Origin of the sequence: Frankia sp. AgPm24, from assembly GCF_023243055.1 — a bacterium.
In the GTDB taxonomy this organism is placed as follows: domain Bacteria; phylum Actinomycetota; class Actinomycetes; order Frankiales; family Frankiaceae; genus Frankia; species Frankia umida.
On sequence record NZ_JALKFW010000186.1, the window covers coordinates 1 to 20,053 of the forward strand.

Annotated in this window: 16 protein-coding genes; 9 read left to right on the forward strand and 7 right to left on the reverse strand. The window is 70.4% G+C overall.

Annotated features, from left to right (window positions below; all coding sequences use genetic code 11):
• Positions 1-97 precede the first annotated feature (97 nt).
• The gene (locus MXD61_RS13810) at positions 98-550 is read left to right on the forward strand and encodes a sigma-70 family RNA polymerase sigma factor (protein WP_374628914.1); all 453 of its coding nucleotides are present in this window, start codon (positions 98-100) and stop codon (positions 548-550) included.
• 26 nt (positions 551-576) lie between these two features.
• Positions 577-1,431 carry a hypothetical protein gene (locus MXD61_RS13815; RefSeq protein ID WP_248813416.1) on the forward strand — a complete coding sequence of 285 codons (855 nt, stop codon included), beginning with the start codon at positions 577-579 and terminating at the stop codon, positions 1,429-1,431.
• An 81-nt stretch (positions 1,432-1,512) separates the two neighbouring features.
• On the opposite strand, the gene MXD61_RS13820 is transcribed toward MXD61_RS13815, so the two are convergent.
• Entirely contained in the window at positions 1,513-1,977 is a 465-nt protein-coding gene (locus MXD61_RS13820; RefSeq protein WP_248813417.1) for a potassium channel family protein, read from the reverse strand.
• Between the two features lie 259 nt (positions 1,978-2,236).
• Between MXD61_RS13820 and MXD61_RS13825 the strand changes: the two genes are divergently transcribed.
• Complete coding sequence (locus MXD61_RS13825; RefSeq protein WP_248813418.1) at positions 2,237-3,739, forward strand: DUF2252 domain-containing protein; 1,503 nt, start codon at positions 2,237-2,239, stop codon at positions 3,737-3,739.
• A 170-nt stretch (positions 3,740-3,909) separates the two neighbouring features.
• A complete protein-coding gene (locus MXD61_RS13830; RefSeq protein ID WP_248813421.1) occupies positions 3,910-5,838 on the forward strand; it encodes a serine/threonine-protein kinase in 1,929 nt (642 codons plus the stop codon).
• Between the two features lie 67 nt (positions 5,839-5,905).
• On the opposite strand, the gene fxsT is transcribed toward MXD61_RS13830, so the two are convergent.
• On the reverse strand, positions 5,906-7,807 hold the full coding sequence (gene fxsT, locus MXD61_RS13835) for an FxSxx-COOH system tetratricopeptide repeat protein (protein WP_248813423.1): 1,902 nt from the start codon (positions 7,805-7,807) through the stop codon (positions 5,906-5,908).
• 294 nt (positions 7,808-8,101) lie between these two features.
• Between fxsT and MXD61_RS13840 the strand changes: the two genes are divergently transcribed.
• On the forward strand, positions 8,102-8,809 hold the full coding sequence (locus MXD61_RS13840) for a TetR/AcrR family transcriptional regulator (protein ID WP_248813425.1): 708 nt from the start codon (positions 8,102-8,104) through the stop codon (positions 8,807-8,809).
• Here the strand turns inward: MXD61_RS13840 and MXD61_RS13845 are convergent.
• Positions 8,784-9,509, reverse strand: a complete 726-nt coding sequence (locus MXD61_RS13845) for a hypothetical protein (RefSeq protein WP_248813427.1) — start codon at positions 9,507-9,509, stop codon at positions 8,784-8,786. The genes MXD61_RS13840 and MXD61_RS13845 overlap by 26 nt on opposite strands.
• A gap of 127 nt (positions 9,510-9,636) precedes the next feature.
• Between MXD61_RS13845 and MXD61_RS13850 the strand changes: the two genes are divergently transcribed.
• The 3 genes from MXD61_RS13850 to MXD61_RS13860 are packed head-to-tail and all read left to right on the forward strand — an operon-like array spanning position 9,637 to position 11,803.
• Positions 9,637-10,149, forward strand: a complete 513-nt coding sequence (locus tag MXD61_RS13850; protein ID WP_248813430.1) for a nuclear transport factor 2 family protein — start codon at positions 9,637-9,639, stop codon at positions 10,147-10,149.
• Positions 10,146-10,931 (forward strand): SDR family NAD(P)-dependent oxidoreductase, encoded by a 786-nt coding sequence (locus MXD61_RS13855; RefSeq protein ID WP_248813432.1) that lies wholly within the window; start codon positions 10,146-10,148, stop codon positions 10,929-10,931. Before MXD61_RS13850 ends, MXD61_RS13855 begins: the two co-directional genes overlap by 4 nt.
• Positions 10,928-11,803, forward strand: a complete 876-nt coding sequence (locus MXD61_RS13860; RefSeq protein WP_248813435.1) for a TIGR03619 family F420-dependent LLM class oxidoreductase — start codon at positions 10,928-10,930, stop codon at positions 11,801-11,803. Before MXD61_RS13855 ends, MXD61_RS13860 begins: the two co-directional genes overlap by 4 nt.
• 81 nt (positions 11,804-11,884) lie before the next feature.
• Here MXD61_RS13860 and MXD61_RS13865 read toward each other — a convergent pair whose 3' ends face one another.
• Together MXD61_RS13865 and MXD61_RS13870 are read right to left on the reverse strand one after the other, a co-directional pair.
• Positions 11,885-13,111 carry an amidohydrolase family protein gene (locus MXD61_RS13865; protein WP_248813437.1) on the reverse strand — a complete coding sequence of 409 codons (1,227 nt, stop codon included), beginning with the start codon at positions 13,109-13,111 and terminating at the stop codon, positions 11,885-11,887.
• A gap of 120 nt (positions 13,112-13,231) precedes the next feature.
• On the reverse strand, positions 13,232-14,959 hold the full coding sequence (locus MXD61_RS13870) for an amidohydrolase family protein (RefSeq protein WP_248813439.1): 1,728 nt from the start codon (positions 14,957-14,959) through the stop codon (positions 13,232-13,234).
• Positions 14,960-15,085: 126 nt separating this feature from the next.
• Here MXD61_RS13870 and MXD61_RS13875 point away from each other — a divergent pair, with 126 nt between their 5' ends.
• Positions 15,086-15,850: a TetR/AcrR family transcriptional regulator gene (locus tag MXD61_RS13875; protein WP_248813440.1), complete on the forward strand. Its 765-nt coding sequence runs from the start codon at positions 15,086-15,088 to the stop codon at positions 15,848-15,850.
• Positions 15,851-15,879: 29 nt separating this feature from the next.
• Here MXD61_RS13875 and MXD61_RS13880 read toward each other — a convergent pair whose 3' ends face one another.
• Both MXD61_RS13880 and MXD61_RS13885 read right to left on the reverse strand, forming a co-directional pair.
• Positions 15,880-16,956 (reverse strand): TIGR03857 family LLM class F420-dependent oxidoreductase, encoded by a 1,077-nt coding sequence (locus MXD61_RS13880; RefSeq protein ID WP_248813441.1) that lies wholly within the window; start codon positions 16,954-16,956, stop codon positions 15,880-15,882.
• A 218-nt stretch (positions 16,957-17,174) separates the two neighbouring features.
• Positions 17,175-20,045: an FAD-binding and (Fe-S)-binding domain-containing protein gene (locus MXD61_RS13885; RefSeq protein ID WP_248813442.1), complete on the reverse strand. Its 2,871-nt coding sequence runs from the start codon at positions 20,043-20,045 to the stop codon at positions 17,175-17,177.
• Between the last annotated feature and the right edge of the window lie 8 nt (positions 20,046-20,053).

Sequence of the window (20,053 nt, forward strand, 5' to 3'; positions counted from 1 at the left end):
CGAGGAGCAGCCAGACCCGGAACCGGCAAGTAGCTAGTTTTCGAACAACACTGCCTCAAACAGCTTGACGGGTTCCGTCACGCTCGCACGCGCGTATGTGGCGTGGCGACGGGTCCAGAGCAGTGATCACCCGGATGCCTATGTGCGCCGCATCCTCGTGAACGCGAACAGGCGACGGTTCGGTCGGCGACGAGTGCCCGAGGATCTCGTGGCGACGGTGCCGGACGTGGGCGGACACGGCGGTGGATTCACCGCGGTGGAGGACCGGGCCGGCTTGGCCGCGGCATTGGCGATGCTGCCGGCGGGCCAGCGGACGGTGGTGGTTCTGCGCTACTGCGAGGACCTTTCCGAAGAGCAGGTGGCCAAGGTGCTCGGCCGGTCGGTCGGAACCGTGAAGAGCCAGGCATCCCGGGGTCTGGCGAAGTTGCGGACGCATCCCTCGCTACGTGAGGAACAGCCCGGTCCGCGGCAGCCCCCGGATTCGCTCGGTTCTCGCCGCGCACGTGCGACGGAGGATGAGATCACATCGATGGCCGGAGGCCCCGCGTGACGAACGACGATGCGACGGTCACCTGGTTGCGTGCGGCGGCGCAGGATCTGCGGGCGCACCCTTCGACGGATAGCTGGACCGGGGCCGAGGCGCGGGTGCCCAGGGAGCGCCGTCGTCGCGCGGCGAGGCGTGTGTTCCCGGCCACCGCGGCGGTCGCCACCGCGGCGGCCGTCGCCGCGATCATGTTCGGTGCGACGGCGTCGAGCAGGTCCGATCCTGTCGCGGTGGTACTGGCGTCGCCCCCGGCCGGCCCCACTCTGACGGCCATCCACTTCTCTGTGGCCGAAGCGGCGCAGATTCCGCTGGAATGCTCGCAGTCAGGTCCGGGTAAGGCGGATCCGGCTCGGTCGCCCACACTCGGTATGACTGTGAAAGCGGCGGTCCGCGACAGCCTGGGGATAAGCGTGAGCGTGCTTCTGGGTAATGACTACGGGGTATCGCTGTGCCAGATTCCCATCAATGCGACGGGGCGCCCCGACATCCTTCTGGCGTACGGCTACGGTGGAACTACGTGGGACAGCAGGTCGCCCGACCCCGTTGTCGTCGATCTTGTGATGTCGCACGGATTTGACGGGAAGTACCGACCCGACGAGCTGCGGACCGTGCACACGGTCTCCGGTCGGGTGAGCTCCCGGGTGGGCCGGATCACCGTGACCGCACCTGACGGGCGAGTGAGCGATGTGCCGATCCAGAACGGCTACTTCCTGGCCCGCAGCGTTCAGCTCGACGGTACCCCGCCGGCCGGCGATACCTCTCCGAACGGCGGGGGGCAGGGGGCGATGGTAGGAGGCCTGGGGAGTATCGGCAGCTGGGAGCACTCGAAGACTCCCACGATCCGGGTCTTCGACCGGGGTGGTCGGCTGCTGAAGGTCGTCCCGTAGCGCGGACAGGAAGGCCGGTCCAAACCGACGGGCCTGGGCCGGCCGTCCGTCCGTACCTGGACGCAGGCGCTCGCCGCGGCACTACGGGCGTGAGCCCCGGTGGCGTTGGCCGTGTTCGACCGCGCTGTAGACGGTGCGGACAAGCAGGCCAAGTACCAGTAGATCGGCCAGCATCTGCACGGTTGCGACGATCCGGGCGGAGGGTGATGTGGGCGCGATGTCGCCGAACCCGACGGTGGCGAACACGGTGACGGTGAAATACAGCGCGTCGGTGCGGTTCATCGGTTCGGTGAAGGCTCCCGGTTCCGCCTGACTCAGCAGGTAGTACGTGGTCGCGAACAGGGTCAGGAACAGCGGGATCGACAGCGCCAGCGCCTCGATCGCCCGGACCGCGGGGTACCGCGACCGCAGGATCGAGCGCAGCTGCCAGCAGGCGAGGGCCGTGAACGCCAGCAGTCCGACGACGAGCAGCAGGATCGCCACGGGGTCCCAGCCACCCCGCAACGGCAAAAGGTAATAGAGCGCCATGAGCACCGTGATGTTCAACGCGGCCCGTCGCATCGTGTGTCGCGCCAGCCGCCGCCGCGCGGCCCGATCCGGCTCCGACGGTCGCGCAGGCTCCCCATCCACCACGAACGACGGGTCACCGGACATGGCTGTCAACCAATCACTCCGAGGACCGATCCAGCTCGGTTGGCGTGGCCCGTCGTGGGGAATGACTGCCGGGAAGTAGCCGTTCCGGTTCGCGCGGAACAGGAACATGTAGAAAAAAATGATTCGGTACCGGTCGGGGGGAAGGTCGGAAATGACCATTGTTGGCGCGCGTCCCGCCCTGCGAGATTCCCAGTCGCAACGGCCAGCCAGCGCGGCCTCCGACCGGCCAGCGACCGACCGGGCGGCGACCAGCCGGGCGGTCCTCGACCGGGACTGGCCGACGCCGGCGGAGCGCGCGACCCGGGGAAAGGCGGCGCGGGCCAACGCGCCGCGCGGATCTCACGCGGAATACGAACCGGCGTCCAGACGGGCCGATCCGATCGACATGCTCGAGGGCCAGTCACACACGCGGCTACCCGATCTCGTTCCCCTGCGCTACCAGCGGATGCTGGAGTCGCCGTTCCGGTTCTACCGGGGCGCCGCCGCGATCATGGCGGCGGACCTCGCCGGAACGCCGACGTCGGGTATCGACGTCCAGCTCTGCGGCGACGCGCACCTGCTGAACTTCCGGCTGCTCGCCTCGCCCGAACGGCGCCTGGTGTTCGACATCAACGACTTCGACGAGACCCATCCCGGCCCCTGGGAGTGGGACCTCAAACGGCTCACCGCCAGCCTGGTCATCGCCGGGCGCGCCAACGGCTTCCGCCCGTCCGAGCGGCGCGCGATCGTGACCGCGGCGGTCGGGGCCTATCGCAGCTGGATGCACCGGTTGGCGGCGATGAACAATCTCGACGTCTGGTACACGCACATCGACGTCGCCGACCTGTCCACGCGATTCGCCGATGTGCTGGGGCGGCGGGCGTCCAGACAGTTGGCGAAGGCGACGGCGAACGCCCGCTCCCGGGACCAGCTGCGGGCGTTCGCCAAGCTGACCGAGGTGGTGGACGGCCAGCGGCGGTTCAACAGCGACCCGCCGCTGCTCATCCCGGTCGGCGAACTGCTCGCCGGGGCCGAACGCGACCAGCTGATCGCCTCGCTCGGTTTCATCATCGAGCGCTATGCCAGCACCCTGTCGGTCGATCGGCGTTCCCTGCTCGCCCAGTACCGGCTGGTCGACGTGGCGCGCAAGGTCGTCGGCGTCGGCAGCGTGGGCACCCGGTGCTGGGTCGCGCTGCTGCTCGGCCGCGACGGCGGCGACCCGCTGCTGTTGCAGCTCAAGGAGGCCCAGACATCGGTTCTCGCCGACCATCTGCCCGCGAGCGCGTTCGACAACCAGGGCGAACGAGTCGTCGCGGGCCAACGACGTATGCAGGCGTCGAGCGACATCTTTCTCGGTTGGCAACGGGTGGACGGCTTCGACCATCAGCAGCGTGACTTCTACGTCCGCCAGTTGCAGGACTGGAAGGGCATCGCGGTGCCGGAGAACATGTTCCCCCGGGCAATGACACAGTTCGGACGGTTGTGCGCCGCGACCCTCGCCCGGGCTCATGCCCGCTCCGGCGACCGCATCGCGATCGCCGCCTACCTTGGCACCGGAAAGACATTCGACCACGCGATCGCACGGTTCGCCGAGGCCTATGCCGACCAGAACGAGGCCGACCACGCCGCATTGACCCAGGCGGTGCGAACCGGACGAGTCCGCACCGCCCCGTGAGGGATCTCAGCGCGTATCTCGCCGGGCGGTGCCGTCGGGTGGCCGTGATTTTGACGGAATCGGGCTGGTGTGGTGTCAAGGTTGCCCCATTTCTGGGGCGTGGATTTGCTTCCGTTGCCAGAAGGGACGCGTCCGCCGCGGCCTATCGCTGACCAGGGAGAATCACACCTGTGACGAGCGATATCGCCGACGTGGGCACCGTGATCACTGGTGTCGACGATCCGCCGGGGGGCCTCACGACCATGCCGCCGGGTGCCCCGCTGCGCGCCTCGGACCCGACGGCCATGGGTGACTGGCAGGTTCTGCGCCGCCTCGGCGAGGGCGGCATGGGCACGGTCTACCTGGGCGCATCACCCACCGGACGGCCGGTGGCCATCAAGGTCATCCATCCGGAGTACGCGGACGTCGCGGAGTTCCGCGAACGGTTTCGCCAGGAGATGACGCATGCCCGCCAGGTCGCCGGGTTCTGCACGGCCGAGGTGCTCGACGTCTGTCCGGACGCGGAGTTTCCCTATCTGGTCACCGAGTTCGTGCCTGGACCGACCCTCGCCGCCGCGGTGCGCGACGGCGGCCCGCTGGCACCCGCCGACCTGGAACGGCTCGCCATCGGAATGGCATCGGCGTTGACGGCGATTCACGCCGCCGGCATCGCCCATCACGATCTCACCCCCTCGAACATCCTGCTTCATCCCACCGGGCCGCGCGTGATCGATTTCGGTATCGCCCACGCCCTCGGCACGACCACGACACCGGACGAGGACACCGGGCTGATCGGCACCCCCGGATACGTGGCACCGGAACAGTTCCGCGGGGGCCGTATCGGAGCGGCGGCCGACGTGTTCGCCTGGGCCGCGGTCATGCTTTTCGCCGCGACCGGCCGGCGGCCCTTCGGGGACGTCCCACCGAAGGGCCCGCCAGACGTGCTCGACGAGGTTCTGGCGGACATGCTGGCGGACGCGCCGGGGCTGCCGCCCGCCCTGCTCGACCTGGTCCGCCGCGCGCTCCAGCCGAACCCGGACGACCGTCCCGGCGCCGGCGAGGTCCTGCTCGCCCTGCTCGGCGAGACCGACGGCGCCTCCGACCCCGCGGTGGCCCGTGCGCTGGACGGCTGGCGCACCCCGACCGAACAGCCGGCGGCCGAGCAGCCGGCGGCCATCACCACCGAGGCACCCGAGGCACCCGAGGCACCCGGGGCACCCGGGGCACCCGGGGCACCCGGGGTGGCTGAGGTGACCGCGGTACCCGGATCCGACGACAGCGGCCTCGGGCTGATCGCCGTGCTGGCGGCCGAGCAGCTGGCGGCCGAACAGTTGGCCGCCGAACAGCCGGTGGCGCGGCGGCCGGTGGCCGGGCAGCCGATGGTGGAGGAGCTGGCGGTCGCGGGTGCGGGGGCTGACCGGTCGCCGCGCCGGTCGGTGCGCCGGCGTGGACGTCGCAGTGGTCCCGGCCCGGCCCAGGCAGGTGGACGGCGGCGCCGGGCAGCGGTGCTGGTGGGTTCCGCGGCCCTGCTGGCCCTGGTCGCCACATCGGTCCCGGTCGCTCTGGGTGCCGATCGGCCGCAGTCATCGCCGTCGAGGTCGGTCGATGCGCGGGCCGACGGGCCACCGTCCGTCCTGGTGCCCACGCAGCCCCGTCTCGGCGCGGGCGGCGCGACCTCCGAGCCCGGCAGCGGTCGCGGTTTCGTCCGTGACAGCCCGGCCGCCGCGGAGATCAGCGCGCCGGTCGACACCGCGACGCCGGACCCGACGATGCCGGACACGGCGCCTGGCGAGGACGCCCGGACAGCACCGGCAGCGCCCGCAGCGCCCGCACCACCCGTACCGGCCCTGGCGACCGCCGTGAGGCCCATGGCTGCCGGGGCGAGAGCCGCGACCGTAGCTGCCGTGGCGACGTCGCCGGCCGGCGCGCCCACCATGGGAGCCGCCGGGACGGCGCGTACCGATCCGCGCTCGATCCGATCCCCGGCGACGCCGGATACCCGGGGGAGGTCGGCGTACCAGTCGGACCGCCTGAACCGGTTCCTCGAGGGCCGCCGAGGTGGGGCCGACCGGTACTCCCGCTACGAGGAGCAGATCCGGTCCCGGTCACGGCACCGTTGACCCGGTCGTCCCATGGGGGCGATGCGAGGGGAACGCACCGCGGTCGGCGCCGCCGCACCCTGCCCCATCAGCCACGTCGATCATGGCCTGCTTTCGCTGCGGCAAGATTGTTCGTGATGGTCCTGGTGATCGTGTGGTCGGGGCCGAGGATGGAGGCGCTCAGTGCCTGCCCGCGGCCGAGGTAGGAGATCGCTGGAGCCAGTTGACCGTGCTGGGCGAGATAGCTGCCGGTACGGTCGTTGAGCCAGAACGTTGCTTGTGCGACCTGGTTCTCCCCTGTTTCCGGATCGGCCAGGTTCAGGACGGCGCGGACGTGCGGTAGCAGCGACCGCCATCGTGGCCAGCTCCGCGGATTCTTCGTGTCGCCGGGCAATGTGGAGCGCAGCAGTCTGATCAGCGTGACCGCGGTGGCCGTTCGGTCTGTCGCGCTGACACCGGACTGGACGGCCGCGGAGATCAACCGGTGCACCGACAGGTCCGCTCCATCACGGCCATCACGGCGGGCCAACCCGAACCCGACCAGGGCGCCGACCGTCTCCGCCCAGGCCAGCGGGTCGCCGGCGGCGTCCCGCAGCGGCCCGGCGGGCAGGTCGTCCACATCCGAGGTGAACAGGCTGAACAGGTCGAGGGGGATCGGTTCCGGCGCGCAGAACGCGCACAGTTCCAGGAGGTGCACGGCCGCTGGCCGCTGGGCCTGTAGCCGGGTAAGGGACAGCTCCCAGAGGTTGGCCACCGTGACCTGGGGGCGGTTCGCGACCCACCCTCGACTGAGCATGTCCGCGAGTCGTTCGGTGAGCAGACCTGCGTATTCTTTCGGCGGTGTCCCGGTCTGGGTGAGAAAACCGATGGCCTGTTCCACCGCCAGGGGCAGATCCCCGAGGAGCCGGGCTATCTCGTCCGCCGCCGATCGGTCCATGCCCACGACCCGTTCTGACAGCATGAGCACCGCCTCGTCGCGGCTGAGCTCCGCCACCTCGACGACCTGGCCGAAGCTGGTCAGGCCGCTGCGCCGGGACGTCACCAGCAGGTGGCCGAACGCGTCCGTGGGCTGGAACGGGCCGACCACGGCAAGATCCTCGACGTTGTCCAGAACGAGCAGCCAACGGCGCTGTTGCTGGCGCAGCGCTCCCGCGACCGAGGGCCACGCGGCCCCGTCGGGCAGGCCGAGCGCCACACCGAGCGCGGAGACGTAGCCGGGGATCAGGTCCGGGTCCTCGGCGGGAATCCACCACACCGCGTCGAATTCCGCCGCGTGCTGGTAGGCGTATTCGACGGCCAGCACGGTCTTGCCGACCCCACCGAGGCCCCGCACGCCGCACACGGCGGCCCGCCCGCTCGCGGCGAGCCGTCGAGCCATGTCGTCGAGCAGGTCGGACCGGCCGACGAAGTGGGGCAGTCGCGGCGGCATGTGCCACACCGTGGCCGTCCTGGCTCGCGTCGGCGTCGGCGTCGGGGTCGGGGTCGAGGTCGAGGCCGATGCCGGCGCCGTGGAATCGGGGGTGGGCGGCATTCTGGTGCGCCGCACCCGCGCGGGTAGCGGGACCGGCTGGGTCGGTTTGGCCCGGCCCGCTTCGGCTTCTTTCAGCCCGGCCAGCAGTGCGGGCCCCGCGTGGGTGGCGCCCTGCTCGGCGCGGTAGCGGCGGAGGTCGATCCAGGTGCGGGTGCCGAGCAGGGACAGGGCGGTCGGGGCGCAGTCCTCGATGAGCAGCGGAATGAGACGGCGATCCGCACCGTCCATATCCGCGGCCCAGACCGCCAGCCATTCCGCTCTCGCCCCCGCCGACTCCAGATACGCCGGGGTCACCACGGCCAGCAGCCGGCGGCCGCGACTGACCCCATCCCGGACCATCCGCGGCCAGTCCGTTCCCGGCACCGAATCCCACGCCTGGATGAGAACCCGGTAACGCTCCTGTTCGAGGGTCCAGGCGACCCATTCCGCCCAGGGCCGGTCGACCTCGGTGTAGGACACGAAGAAATCCCAGCCCTCGCCCGTAGCGCCCCCGCCCCCGCCCCCGCCCCCGCCGGCCATCCGATCAGTATTCACCGCCACATACCGCACCAGGGCGTCGCACCACGACATCGAACTGTCACTCGGAAGCGAAGGGATTCCGGATGTTCGGCGGGAGAGCCACCACCGGCCATGGCCGCGAACCGAAGAACATCCGGCCACTACCACCTACACTGATTATCTGTTATGTGGTGAAATGCGTGGCTTGGGCGGTCTTGTGGTGGCGGTGGGCGGTAGACTTTCGGGGATCAGCTGGTGCAGGGCCGGGCGGAGCGTCCGGCCGGGGCTGTGGCCGACGACCAGGAAGGCCGGGTTTCCCGCGTGGCCGGTTCGGGTGGCCGGGTGCGGTGGGGTAGTGACACCGCGCTGGTGGACGATGATGAGGCACGGCGGCGGCTGGTCGCGGCCGCCGGTCGGTGCCTGCTCGCGCGGGGGGCCGCCAGACTGACGGTCGACGAGGTGGCCCGAGAGGCCGCGGTGGTGCGGTCGACGGTCTATCGCTACTTCGGGTCGCGCGACGAGCTCATTCTCGCCGTCCTGCTGGAGCGGATCGATGCCGCGATGCGGCGGGTCACCGAGATGCTGGAACATCCGGACGACGCCAGCCGGTCGATCAGCGACCTGATCATGCATTTCAACGGTCTGGTGCCGGGCAACCCGTTCAACGAGGCATTGTTCTCCCCGGACAGCCGATGGCTCGTCACCTCGCTCGAGGTGCAGTCCGAGCTCGTCGTGGACACCTACCACCAGCACCTGCGCCCGCTGCTGACCCGGTGGCAGGCAACGGGTCAGCTGCGGGCCGATCTCGACCTGCGGGAGACGAGCCGGTGGCTGAACACGGTGGGGCTGCTGCTGCTCGCCCCACCGTGGACGCAGCGCTCGGACGCCGCCAAACGTGAGTTCGTCGAGCACTACGTGGTGCGTGCCCTGCTCGCCGTCAGCGCGGCCAGGCCTCCCAGCTGATCGGGGTGCGCAGGGGGCCGGCGAACAGCGGTCGAGCCTGCCCGGAGGCCCACCGCTGCTCGAGCAGCGGGGTCAGCCCCTTGAGCGTCTCGAGCGGGTCCTCGTCCAGGTAGATGACGGTGGCGTGCTGCGGGTCGCCGAGGTAGGCCTCGTGCAGTTCCGGGTACGCGCTCGAGCTGTACTGCCATGCGCCGGCCACACCGGGCACGCCGAGCACCGCGGGGATGTGCTCGGTGTGCAGCCAGTTCAGCCAGGGGGAGACGTCGTCCTGGGTCGGTTCCTCGATGATCAGGACGATCCCGCGGTGCGGTCGCATCGGGATCACTTCGGCGGACACCAGGGCGCTCGGTGCGGCATACCAGTGGGTCAGGGCGAGCGACCGCAGGCCCAGTGGCGTCCGCCGTTCGGGGAAACGGCCGGCCTCGGCGAGGCGCACACCGAGCTCGAGGAACTCCTCGTGGCTCCGCACGACAGGTTCGCCGATGAAGTAGTTGACCAGGTTGCCGATGCCGGCCAGGGGCCCCTCGCCGGCGATGCGCGCGGCCGGGTAGTCGCCGTCCGCGATGTAGCGCAGCGCGTACACCAGGCCCGGCAGCTGGTACTGCTCGGGCATGTGGTCCAGCAGGTGCCACCGCAGGTAGTCGGTCTTGGGTGGCTCCAATCCGGTCAGGCTGAAGATCGTGTTGCGCACTCTGATCATCGTTGCACCTCCAGCGGCGCGGAGCCGCCTGACAGGGACACCCCTTCAGGGGCATCATGGGGGAGGATCGGACAGTAGGGCAAGGGTGTCCGATCTTTCCGGTCACTCTCGGTAGTAGGAGATGCATATGGTTGCTACAGATGATCTGGCCGCCCTCGAGGCCCGATTGCGGGCCGTCGAGGACGAGCTGGCGATCCGGCGGCTGATCCTTTCCTACGGTCCGGCGGCGGACGCGGGCCTGGCCACGCTGGCCGCGTCGGTGTGGCAGGAGGACGGCCTCTACGACTGGGACGCGAACGGCGCCCCGCATGTGGGGCAGGCCGGTGTCGAGGCCATGCTGCTCACCGAGCCGCACCAGACCCTGACCAAGGAAGGGGTCGGCCACATCGCCACCCCGCCGCTGATCGAGCTCGACGGTGACGAGGCGACCGCGCTCACCTACTCCCAGATCATCCGGCTGGACGCGGAGTCCGGCCGGTTCTACCTGTGGCGTCTGAGCGCCGTGCGCTGGGATCTGGTCCGCGAGGGCGGGTCCTGGGCGGTGAAGCGCCGCACGAACCGACTTCTGGACAACACCGCGGCCGGGCGTGAACTGTTCGGCGCGACGCTGAAGGAGCTGCGCGGGGTGGACGCCCGATGAGCGGGGGACGACTCGAGGGCAAGGTCGCGATCATCACCGGTGCGAGCACAGGGCTCGGTCCGGTGATGGCGAAGCTGTTCGTCGAGCAGGGGGCGAAGGTCCTGCTCAGCGCCCGGCGCGAGGAGCTGGTGCTGGAGGCGGCGGCGGCCTGCGGGCCGAACGCCATCGGCATCCGCACCGACGTGACCAAGGAGGACGAGGTCATCGCCATGGTCGCCCGGGCGGTGAAGGAGTTCGGCCAGGTCGACATCATGTGTAACAACGCGGCCGCACCCGGCAAGGACACCTTCATCTGGGAGCAGACCCTGGAGAACTGGAACTCCACCATCGCCATCGACGTCACCGCGGCGATGCTGTGCACCCGTGAGGTGCTGAAGCAGTCGATGCTGGAGCGCCGCTCCGGCGTCATCCTGAACTTCTCCTCCACGGCCAGTTATGCGGCGATGCCCCGCAAGTCGCACTATGTGATGGCGAAGACCGGGCTGCGCGCGCTCACCAAGTCCGTGGCGAACGAGGTCGGCGAGTACGGCATCCGGTGCAACTGCGTGGTGCCGGGCAGCATCGACACCGAGCTCTACCGCAACTGGGTCCGGCGCACCGCGGCCGAGCTCGGCATCTCCTACGAGGAGCGGCGCGCCCAGACCCTGGCGAACACCGCGCTGCGGGACATCTCCTCCACGCTGGACGTCGCCAACTTCGCCCTGTTCCTCGCCAGCGACGAGGCCCGCACGATCACCGGGCAGTCGATCCCGGTGGACGCCGGCGGCATCTACGTCGGATGAGCGGCGCGACGACACTGAAACTGTCCATCCCCACCCCGGTTGTCTCGATGCTGCCGGGAGCCAGCTCTCCCTGGGAGCAGACCGGCACGATCGAGGACGTGGCCCGGATAGCCCAGGCCGCGGACCGGTTGGGCTTCCACCACCTCACCTGTAGCGAGCACGTCGGCGTTCCCGCCGACGAGGCGGTGCGTCGCGGCGGGCGTTACTACGATCCGCTCGCGACGCTCGGCTACATCGCCGCGCGGACCACCCGGATCCGTCTGGCGACCATGGTGCTGGTCCTGGGCTACCACCATCCGCTGGAGATCGCGAAGCGGTATGGAACCCTCGACGTGGTCAGCGGCGGGCGGCTCATCCTCGGCCTGGGGGTCGGCACCCTCAAGGCCGAGTTCGACCTTCTCGACGTACCGTTTGAGGACCGCGGGTCCCGCGGCGACGACGCGCTGCGGGCACTGCGCGCCGCACTGTCGCAGCCGCTGCCCGCCTACGAGGGCGAGTACTACTCGTTCGGCGGGCTCCTCGTGGACCCCTGCGCGGTGCAGGACCAGGTGCCGCTGTGGATCGGTGGGCGTACCCGCCGTTCGCTGCGGCGCGCGCTCGCACTGGCTGACGCCTGGGCTCCCTTCGGGATCAGCCTGGCCCAGGCCAAGGAGTGGCTCGACCAGGAGGAGCTGCCCGCGGGCTTCGAGGTCGTGCTCGGGCCGAGCCAGGCCCTTGACCCGCTCAAGGAGCCCGACCGGGCCCTCGAGGAGCTCGCCACCCTGGCCGCGGCCGGCACGACGATCGCCTCGGCCCGGGTCGTCCACGACTCCCCGGAGCACTTCATCGACCAGCTCGAGGCGCTCGCGGCCATTCACCCACCGGCGGCCTAGCCAGCGCCGACCGGCCCCACCCGTCCCACCGACAGGCGCACCCCCACCGGGAGGTGCGCCTGTCGTCAGTGCGGGAAGGCGTCAGCCTGGGAAGGTGAGTTCCTGGGCGTTGCCGTACATGATGCGCTGCTGTTCGGCCGGGGTGAACCCGGCGACGTTGGCCAGGAAGTCCCGGGGGGCGGGGAATCCCTCGCCGTGCGGCCAGTCGGAACCGAAAAGAATGCGTTCGACGGGCAGATGCCGGGCGAGTTCGCGGACGTCCTCCTCGACGAACGGCGCGACCCAGCAGTGTTCGATGAACTGGTCGCGCGGGTTCGTGGCGAAACCACGGCCGTGGCCCAGGTAGTCGAGGGCGAGCAGTAGCGACGGCACCCAGGAACAGCCACTCTCGATATAGGCGACCTTCAGCGTCGGGAACCGCTCGAACAGCCGGTGCGCGACGAGGACGTAGGCGAAGTCGTGGACGGTCCGGTGTTTCGTGAGCCCGGCGAAGGTCGAGAACTGGCCGAGATTGTCGGTGTCACCGGGCGCGATACCGCCCATGTGCGCCTCGCCCCACACCCGGTCCATCAGGTCGTTCACGGGCGTGTAGGTTTCATCGGAGCCGTCATGGCTGGCGACCACGATGCCGGCCTCGGCGGCGAGACCCCAGAAACGGTCGAACATCGGATCGGCCGGTGACCGGTTACCGTCCCGGGTGACCGCCGCACCATGGCGGATGTTCACCACCCGGGCACCCCGGTCGAGACACCACCGTAGTTCCCGCACGGTCTCGTCCGGATCGCACATGGTGATGAACGGGGCGCTGAAAATGCGGTTCTGGTAGGCGAAGCCCCACTGGTCGTCGATCCACCGGTTGAAGGCGCGGTAGCATTCCACCGCCGCCTCGATGTCGGTGTGCAGCAGCGGTTCGATCACCACACCCTGGGATGGGAAGACCCAGGTCGCCTCGACGCCCTGGGTGTCCATCACCTTCAGCCGGGCATCACGTTCGAACCAGTCCGGATGGTCCGCCGCCCGCTCGGTGAATCCGGCCTGGAAGACATCCCGGCTGGTGCCGCCCTGGAAGAACTCCAGGAATGCCCCCGGCAGTGGCCGTGGGTGCACGTCGGCTGGCCCGGGAAGCCATTCGGTCTGCACACCGTCGACGACATACCGCGGTACTCCGTCGATTTCCTTGATCTGGACACCGCGGTCGGCGAACTTCGGGTCGCGGAAACGGGTGAAGGCGTCGCTCGTCTCCCAGTAGTGGTTGTCCGCGTCGAAAAGCCGTAAGCCGCCGGTGGCCGCATCGGTCACATCCGCCATGCCCGTCTCCCTGCTCCGTCAGTGCTGTCGATGCCGTCAGTGCTGTCGATGCCGCCAGTGCCGCCCACGCCGGCGATACCGCCGAGGCCGCCTGTGGTCGGGCTGGCGCCTGTGGTCGGGTTAGGCGGTGCCGTGCCGCAGGAGCTTGCCGGGGGTCTCGTCCGTGCAGACACCGTTGATGAAGGTGGTTTTGCCGTTCACGATGATGCGGTCGTAGCCGACGGCCTTCTGGACGAGGCGCCACTCGTCCGCCGGATAGTCGAACAGCCGCTCCTGGGGGAGCGCGTCGACGGTCTCGGGGTCGTAGACGATGATGTCCGCGGGCCGGCCCTCGCCGATGGAACCCCGGTCGCGCAGCCCGATGGCCATGGCCGGATAGGCCGACAGGCGCCAGTGCGCCTCCTCGAGGGACATGATCCTGTGTTCGCGGACCCAGTGGCCGATCAGCTCGGTGGCGAAGCGGGCGGTGGTGACGAACTTGGTGTGCGCGCCGCCGTCGCTGATCCCGGGCAGGGCCACCGAGCAGGAGGTCACCTCCCGGACCGCCTGGGTGTCCATGTCGATCATGGTGGTGCCGAAGCCGACGTTGAGGTCACCGGCGACGGCGATGTCGAGAAGGGCGTCGGCCAGGTGCTTGCCCTCACGGGCCGCGATCTCGCCGATGGTGTAGCCCTCGTACTTCGCCTTGAGCGCCAGGGCGTCCTTCGCGTCGCTGGTGATCCAGTTCACCGTGATCTCGGCGAGCGGGTAGCCGGCGGCGCCGAAACCGCCGCCCAGCTCGTCGATCGCCGCCCGCAGCGCCGGGCGACGCTCCGGGTCTGCGAACTTGGCGATCTTCTCCTCGAGGGTGCCGAGGCCGGCCTCCTTCCAGGCCGGGAAGATGTCCATGAGGTTGTAGTTCTCCAGGACGATCTCGGACTGGAAGCGCACGATCTGCGCCGACGCGAAGACCCGAAGACCCTCGGACCCGTTCAGCTCCTCCAGCCGGTCGATGGTCTCCAGGTGGGGGAACTGCGACTCGCCGTGCTGGTTGACCGATCCGGTGGGCGCCAGGGCGTTCCAGATGATCGGGCGACCGCTCTCCCGGGCGATCAGCGCCGCCGTCTCGAGCTGGCCGGTGATCTGGGTGGTACCGCGGCCGACCCGGCGCAGGGCCCGCGCGAACGCGGTGATCTCCCGCTCGGTCATCAGGTCGGTGACCATCGGCGTGCCGTCATGATCGAGCTGGACGTTGAACAGGTCACCGGAGATCTGCGAGCTCCAGCCGGCGGCGCCGGCCTCCATCCCCTCGATGACGAGCTCGCACATCCGCTCCAGTTCCTCGTCGGACGCCCGGTCCTTCTTGGCCTTGTCGACCCCGACCACGTAGGCGTAGAGGGGGGCCAGCGGCACGAGTGACATGACGTTGACGCCCTTGGGCGTGCGCTCGACGCTGTCGAGGAACTCCGGGTAGGTCTCCCAGTCCCAGGGCATCCCGGCCCGCATCGTCCTGATCGGCACGGCCTCGTTGCGGGACAGGCTCAGCATCGCGCGGTCCTGGTCCTGTGGCCGGCACGGCGCGAACCCGAACCCGCAGTTGCCGACCAGCACAGTGGTGACGCCGTGCCAACCCGACATCGTGCACCACGGATCCCAGAACAGCTGGCTGTCGTAGTGGGTGTGGATGTCGACGAACCCGGGGGCGACGATCTTGCCGGTGGCATCCACCACCTCGTCGCCGTCGGCGGCATCGACCGGGCCGATCTGGACGATCTTACCGTCCCTGATCGCCACGTCGGCCTTGTAGCGAGGCGTCCGGAGCCCGTCGATGACGGTGCCCCCCTTGATCACGATGTCGTATAAAGCCATCGGCTCCGCTTCCTCTCGCCGCATGCCCACCAGTGTGACACTTATGTCACACCTAAGTGCCACCATAATTTCTTGCTGGTCGCTTGGCAAGTATGTTTCGCGTGGTCGGGAAAGTACTCTGCTGCCATGAATTCCGCCGCCGCTCCCCGTCGCCGGACCCAGCTCGAACGGCGCGCCGAGTCCGAGGAGGCCCTGCTCGACGCGGCTGCCGACCTGGTGGCCGAACGGGGGGTCGATGGCGCCTCCCTGGCGCGCATCGGGAGCCGCGCCGGAGCAAGCCGGGGCCTGCCGACCCATCACTTCGGCTCCAAGGACGCCCTGGTAGCCCGGCTGGCGCAACGGGCCCAGGACCGCATCGACGAGCAGAACCGCGCCAACGCGGCCCGGGACGGGCTTCATACCGGCAACTCCCGCGGCCTCGACCTGCTGCTTCTGTCGGTCACCACCTACCTGAAGCGGTTCGAGAATCCCGACAGCGATGACCGGGCTCTGATCGTCATGTGGGGAGCCACGTTCCCGGTGGAGGCCTCGGTGGCGGGGATGGTCGACGCCGAACGGCGCAGCCGTGACGGCTGGACCGAACTGATCGAGAGCGGGCAGCGGGACGCCTCGATCCGGACCGACATCGACGCGCGGACCAGTGCCGTACTGCTGCAGGGGCTCATCCGTGGCCTTGCGGCGAACCTGATGGCCGATCCGCACCTGGTCGCGCAGGGTCATGCTCGACGAGCCTGCGCGACCTGGATCGCCTCCGCCCTCGCCGCCCCTGCGGATCGCTGCACGTGTCCGACGGGCGGCGAGGACCGCGGCCGGGCCTTGGCCACCGAAGGCGACCCGGTGTCAGCGCCTGCTCGTCGGCGCGACACCCGAGCCCGGGCCGACCAGGGCTGATCGACCGTGGCTCGCCGCGGAGCCAGCGATCACCGGTCGATGGTGCGGCGGTACTCCTCGACGATGGGAGTGAGCTCGGCGGGCGTGGAACCGTGCATGATCACGCCGTCGCAGCCCAGGTCGAACTGGTGGCGGATGGCGGCGACACACTGGGCGGGACTGCCGGTCGCGGCGGCGGCGAGCCACTGCGGGGGGATCAGCTCGGCGGCGTGCTCGAGCTGCTCGGGGGTGCCGACGATGTCCAGACCGCGGGCCCTGGCGACCGGGTCGGCCAGGAACCGGTCGAGGACGGCCTCGTCCCAGCCGTTGGTCCGCACCAACAGCCGGCCGTAGCCCTGGAGATAGGTACCGAGGCGGCCGACGGACTTCATGAGGCGCCGCTGCTCGGGGATGTGATCGCCGATCGTGGCGAAGCACGCCCACACCCTGACCGCGTCGGGGTCGCGTCCGGCCTTCTCCGCGGCCCGCTTGACCGTCTCGACGCAGCGCACCGTCGTCTCGTCGGTGAAGTAGGTGTGCAGCACGACCTGATCGAAACAGCGACCGGCGAGTTCGAGGGTGTTCTGACCGAACGCGACGATACCCATCGGCAGGTACTCGTCCAGGGTCGGATCAATGCTCAGGACGGGCCAGGAACCGGCCGGCCCGTTGTGGTCGCGCACGGTCTCGCCGCGAAAGAGACGGCGGATGATCCCGACGAAGTCCTCGAGCTCGGCGGTGGTGATACGGGGGATGCCATGGGCGTCCTGGACCTTGGGGATACCCCGGCCGAGACCGAGCACGAAACGTCCGCCGGTGAGGCTCTGCATGGTGCGGGCGAAACCGGCGGTCACCATCGGGTGGCGTGTGTTGTGGTTCGTGGCGCCGGTGGCGATGGTGATCCGTTCGGTGACCGCGCCGGCCGCGCCGGAGAGGGTCACCGCCTCCTTTTTGTTGTAACGCTCGGAGATGAAGGCGACCTCGAGGCCGAGCGCCTCGGCCTCGGCCGCCTCGGTGATGATCTCGCGGGCGGACGCGGGCTGGCCGCCCAGCAGATAGCACCCAAGGCCGTCCAGCGTCGTCGGCTGGACGGCTGACGTCTCGCTGGTCGGCGTCTCGTTGGTCATCGGCCTGCCTCTCTGCGTGAACCACGTTTCCGTGTGCTGGACGTCAGGATTTCCCCGCGCCGTCCGTCCAGCAAGGGTTACCGGTCGGACCAGAACCGCCCGCGTCGGCGGCGACGGTACGTTGCGTCGGGCTGCGCACATGCCGGTCGGACGGCGCCGCCGTGCGTCGCCCCTGACCCGCGCCTACGCCTCGGGGATGTGAGCCCAGGAGGTGGGGGTCAGGGGCGCGGGGACAGCAGTTCTGCCAGGTGGAGGGCGGGGCGGTCGCGCAGGTCGGCGATCTGGGTGCGACACGAGAAGCCGTCGGCGAGGACGACGGCGTCGGGGGCGGCGTCCAGCGCCGGGAGCAGGTTCTGGCCGGCGACGGCGACCGAGACCTCGTAGTGGCCGATCTCGACGCCGAAGTTGCCGGCGAGACCGCAGCAGCCGGCGAGGGTGGTGACGGTGGCGCCGGTGCGGGTGAGCAGCGCCCTGTCCGCCGCCCAGCCGAGGACAGCGTGGTGGTGGCAGTGCGGTTGGGCCACGATGGTGGTGCCGGTCAGGTCGGGTGGGCTCCAGTCCGCGGTGGCGGTCAGCAGTTCGGCGAGGGTGCGGGTGGCGGCCGCGACCAGACGGGCGTCCTCGGCCTGGGGGGTGCCCTCGAGCAGCTCGACGGCGTCGGCGCGCAGCACCGCGGTGCAGGACGGCTCGATGCCGACGATCTGGACGCCGTCGCGCACCGCCGCCGCGAGTTCGGCCACGGTGCGGCCCAGGATGCGGCGGGCCGCGTCCAACTGGCCGGTGGTGATCCAGGTCAGCCCGCAGCAGGTGCCGGACGAGGGTAGCCGGGGCTCGTAGCCGGCCGCGCGCAGCACGCGCACGGTCGCGGCGGCGGCGTCCGGTGAGAAGGACTCGGAGAAGGAGTCCACGAACAGCAGCACCGGCGTCGCCACGGAAACCGGTTCCGTGTCGCGAACCGGCGTCGTGTCGCGAGTCGGTGCGGTGTTGGCGGGGGGCTGGTCGGCCCACCAGCGGCGGAAGGGGACGGGGGCGAAGGGGGGGACGCTGCGGCGGCGGTCGACGCCGGCCAGGGTGAGGCCGGCCTTGCCGAGAACGGGGGTCCGCGCCGCCAGGTTCGCCAGCCGCGGTGCTCGTCCGGCCAGGCGGGCCCACCGGGGCAGCCAGCCCAGGCTGTAGTGGGAGCGTGGCCGCGGCCGGCGCCGGTAACGCTGGTGCAGGGCCTCGGACTTGTAGGTGGCCATGTCGACGCCGGTCGGGCAGTCGACGGCGCAGCCCTTGCAGGACAGGCACAGGTCCAGCACGTCGAGGACGGCGGGCGCCCGCCAGTCCAGGTCGCCGCGCACGACGTCCTGCAGGACCCGGGCCCGGCCACGGGTGGAGTCCTTCTCCTCCCGGGTGGCCAGGTAGGACGGGCACATCACGCCGCCGGCCGCGCTGTTGTCGGCCCGGCAGCGGCCCACGCCGGTGCAGCGGTGCAGGGCCTGGGCGAGATCGCCGTCGTCGTGCGGGTAGGCGAAGGCGAGGTCCCTGCGGTAGGTGACCCCGCTCATCCGCACGGCCGCGTCGAAGGGATCGGGGTTGACGAGCACTCCGGGGTTGAGCCGGTTGTCGGGGTCGAAGGCGTGCTTGACCTCGCCGAACAGGGCGATGGCATCGGCGGAGTACATCTGGGCGAGCAGTTCGCCGCGGGCCCGGCCGTCGCCGTGTTCCCCGGAGATCGAACCGCCGAACTCCGTCACCAGGGCGGCGGCCGCGGTCAGGAACGTGCGCAGCACCGTCAGCCCGTCCGGACGGGCCAGGGGGAAGTCGAGCCGGACGTGCATGCAGCCGTCACCGAAATGGCCGTAGGGCGCCGATGTCATGCCGTGGTCGGCGACCAGTTCGTCGAAGCGGGCGAGGTAGTCGCCGAGTCGGTCCGGCGGGACCGCGGCATCCTCGAGCCCGGGCCAGGCCGGTTGGCCCGAAGGCGCACGTCCGGCGAGGCCCGCGCCGTCCTCGCGGATGCGCCACAGCCGGGCCTGCTCCGCCGGGTCGGTGACGATCCGGGTCTCGGTGCCCAGGTCGGCCGCGGCCAGTTCGGACGCCCGGTCCAGCACGTCGGTGCGGTCGTCGCCGGCGATCTCCACGAACAGCCAGGCGCCGCCGCGGGGCAGCGGCGGAACCGCGGTGTCGCCGCGCCGCGCACGCAGGACGTCCACCAGCCGCTGGTCCATGCCCTCGCAGGCGGTCGGACCGAACGTCACCACCGTCGGCGCCGCGTGCCCGGCCGCGACGATGTCGGCGAAGCCCAGGGCGACCAGAACCCGATGGTCAGGGTCCTTCACCAGCCGGACGGTGGCCTGGGTGAGGATGCCGAGGGTGCCTTCGGAGCCGATCAGCGCCTGCCCCAGGTCGAACCGTTCGGGCAGCAGATGCTGGACGGCGTAGCCGGACAGCTGGCGGCCGAAGGTGTCGAACTCGGTGCGCGCCGCGCCGAGATGCCGCCCGGCGGCGGCCCGTAGTGCGTCCAGCAGTGGCTGTGGCCCGTCGACGAGGGGCACGCCGGCGCTGTCGTACTCGGTGCGCAGCGTCTCGCCCGAGGCCAGCAGGTAGCTCATCGCGACCACGTTGTCGCTGGTGCGGCCGTAGCCCAGCGCCCGGCTGCCGCAGGCGTTGTTGCCGATCATCCCGCCGATGGTGCACCGTGAGTGACTGGACGGGTCGGGGCCGAACCGCAGCCCGCGGGGCAGCACCGCCTTCTGCAGGTCCGCGTGCACGAGCCCGGGCTGGACCACCGCGGTGCGCGCGTCGACGTCCACCTCGAGGACCTGGTTCAGATGCCGGCTGAAGTCCAGCACCATTCCCGGTCCGATCGCGTTGCCCGCGATGGACGTGCCACCGCCGCGTGCGGTGAAGGCGACGCCGTGCGCCCGGGCGACCTCGAGTGCCCCCGCCACCTCGTCGACGTGGCGGGGTCGCACCACGGCCCGCGGCGGGACGCGGTAGAGCGAGGCGTCGGTGGCGTACATCGCCAGCGTCGCGCGATCGTCGCGAACCTCCAGGCCCGCAGCCCGCAGCACCCGGCCAAGATCAGGAACTTCGACGGTCACGGTTCCGA

Bases quoted from the DNA above. Each gene is read 5' to 3' on its own strand.
- MXD61_RS13825 (WP_248813418.1), top strand. From the start codon at position 2,237: ATGACCATTGTTGGCGCGCGTCCCGCCCTGCGAGATTCCCAGTCGCAA.
- MXD61_RS13845 (WP_248813427.1), bottom strand. From the start codon at position 9,509: ATGATCAGAGTGCGCAACACGATCTTCAGCCTGACCGGATTGGAGCCA.
- MXD61_RS13850 (WP_248813430.1), top strand. From the start codon at position 9,637: ATGGTTGCTACAGATGATCTGGCCGCCCTCGAGGCCCGATTGCGGGCC.
- MXD61_RS13855 (WP_248813432.1), top strand. From the start codon at position 10,146: ATGAGCGGGGGACGACTCGAGGGCAAGGTCGCGATCATCACCGGTGCG.
- MXD61_RS13860 (WP_248813435.1), top strand. From the start codon at position 10,928: ATGAGCGGCGCGACGACACTGAAACTGTCCATCCCCACCCCGGTTGTC.
- MXD61_RS13865 (WP_248813437.1), bottom strand. From the start codon at position 13,111: ATGGCGGATGTGACCGATGCGGCCACCGGCGGCTTACGGCTTTTCGAC.
- MXD61_RS13870 (WP_248813439.1), bottom strand. From the start codon at position 14,959: ATGGCTTTATACGACATCGTGATCAAGGGGGGCACCGTCATCGACGGG.
- MXD61_RS13875 (WP_248813440.1), top strand. From the start codon at position 15,086: ATGAATTCCGCCGCCGCTCCCCGTCGCCGGACCCAGCTCGAACGGCGC.
- MXD61_RS13880 (WP_248813441.1), bottom strand. From the start codon at position 16,956: ATGACCAACGAGACGCCGACCAGCGAGACGTCAGCCGTCCAGCCGACG.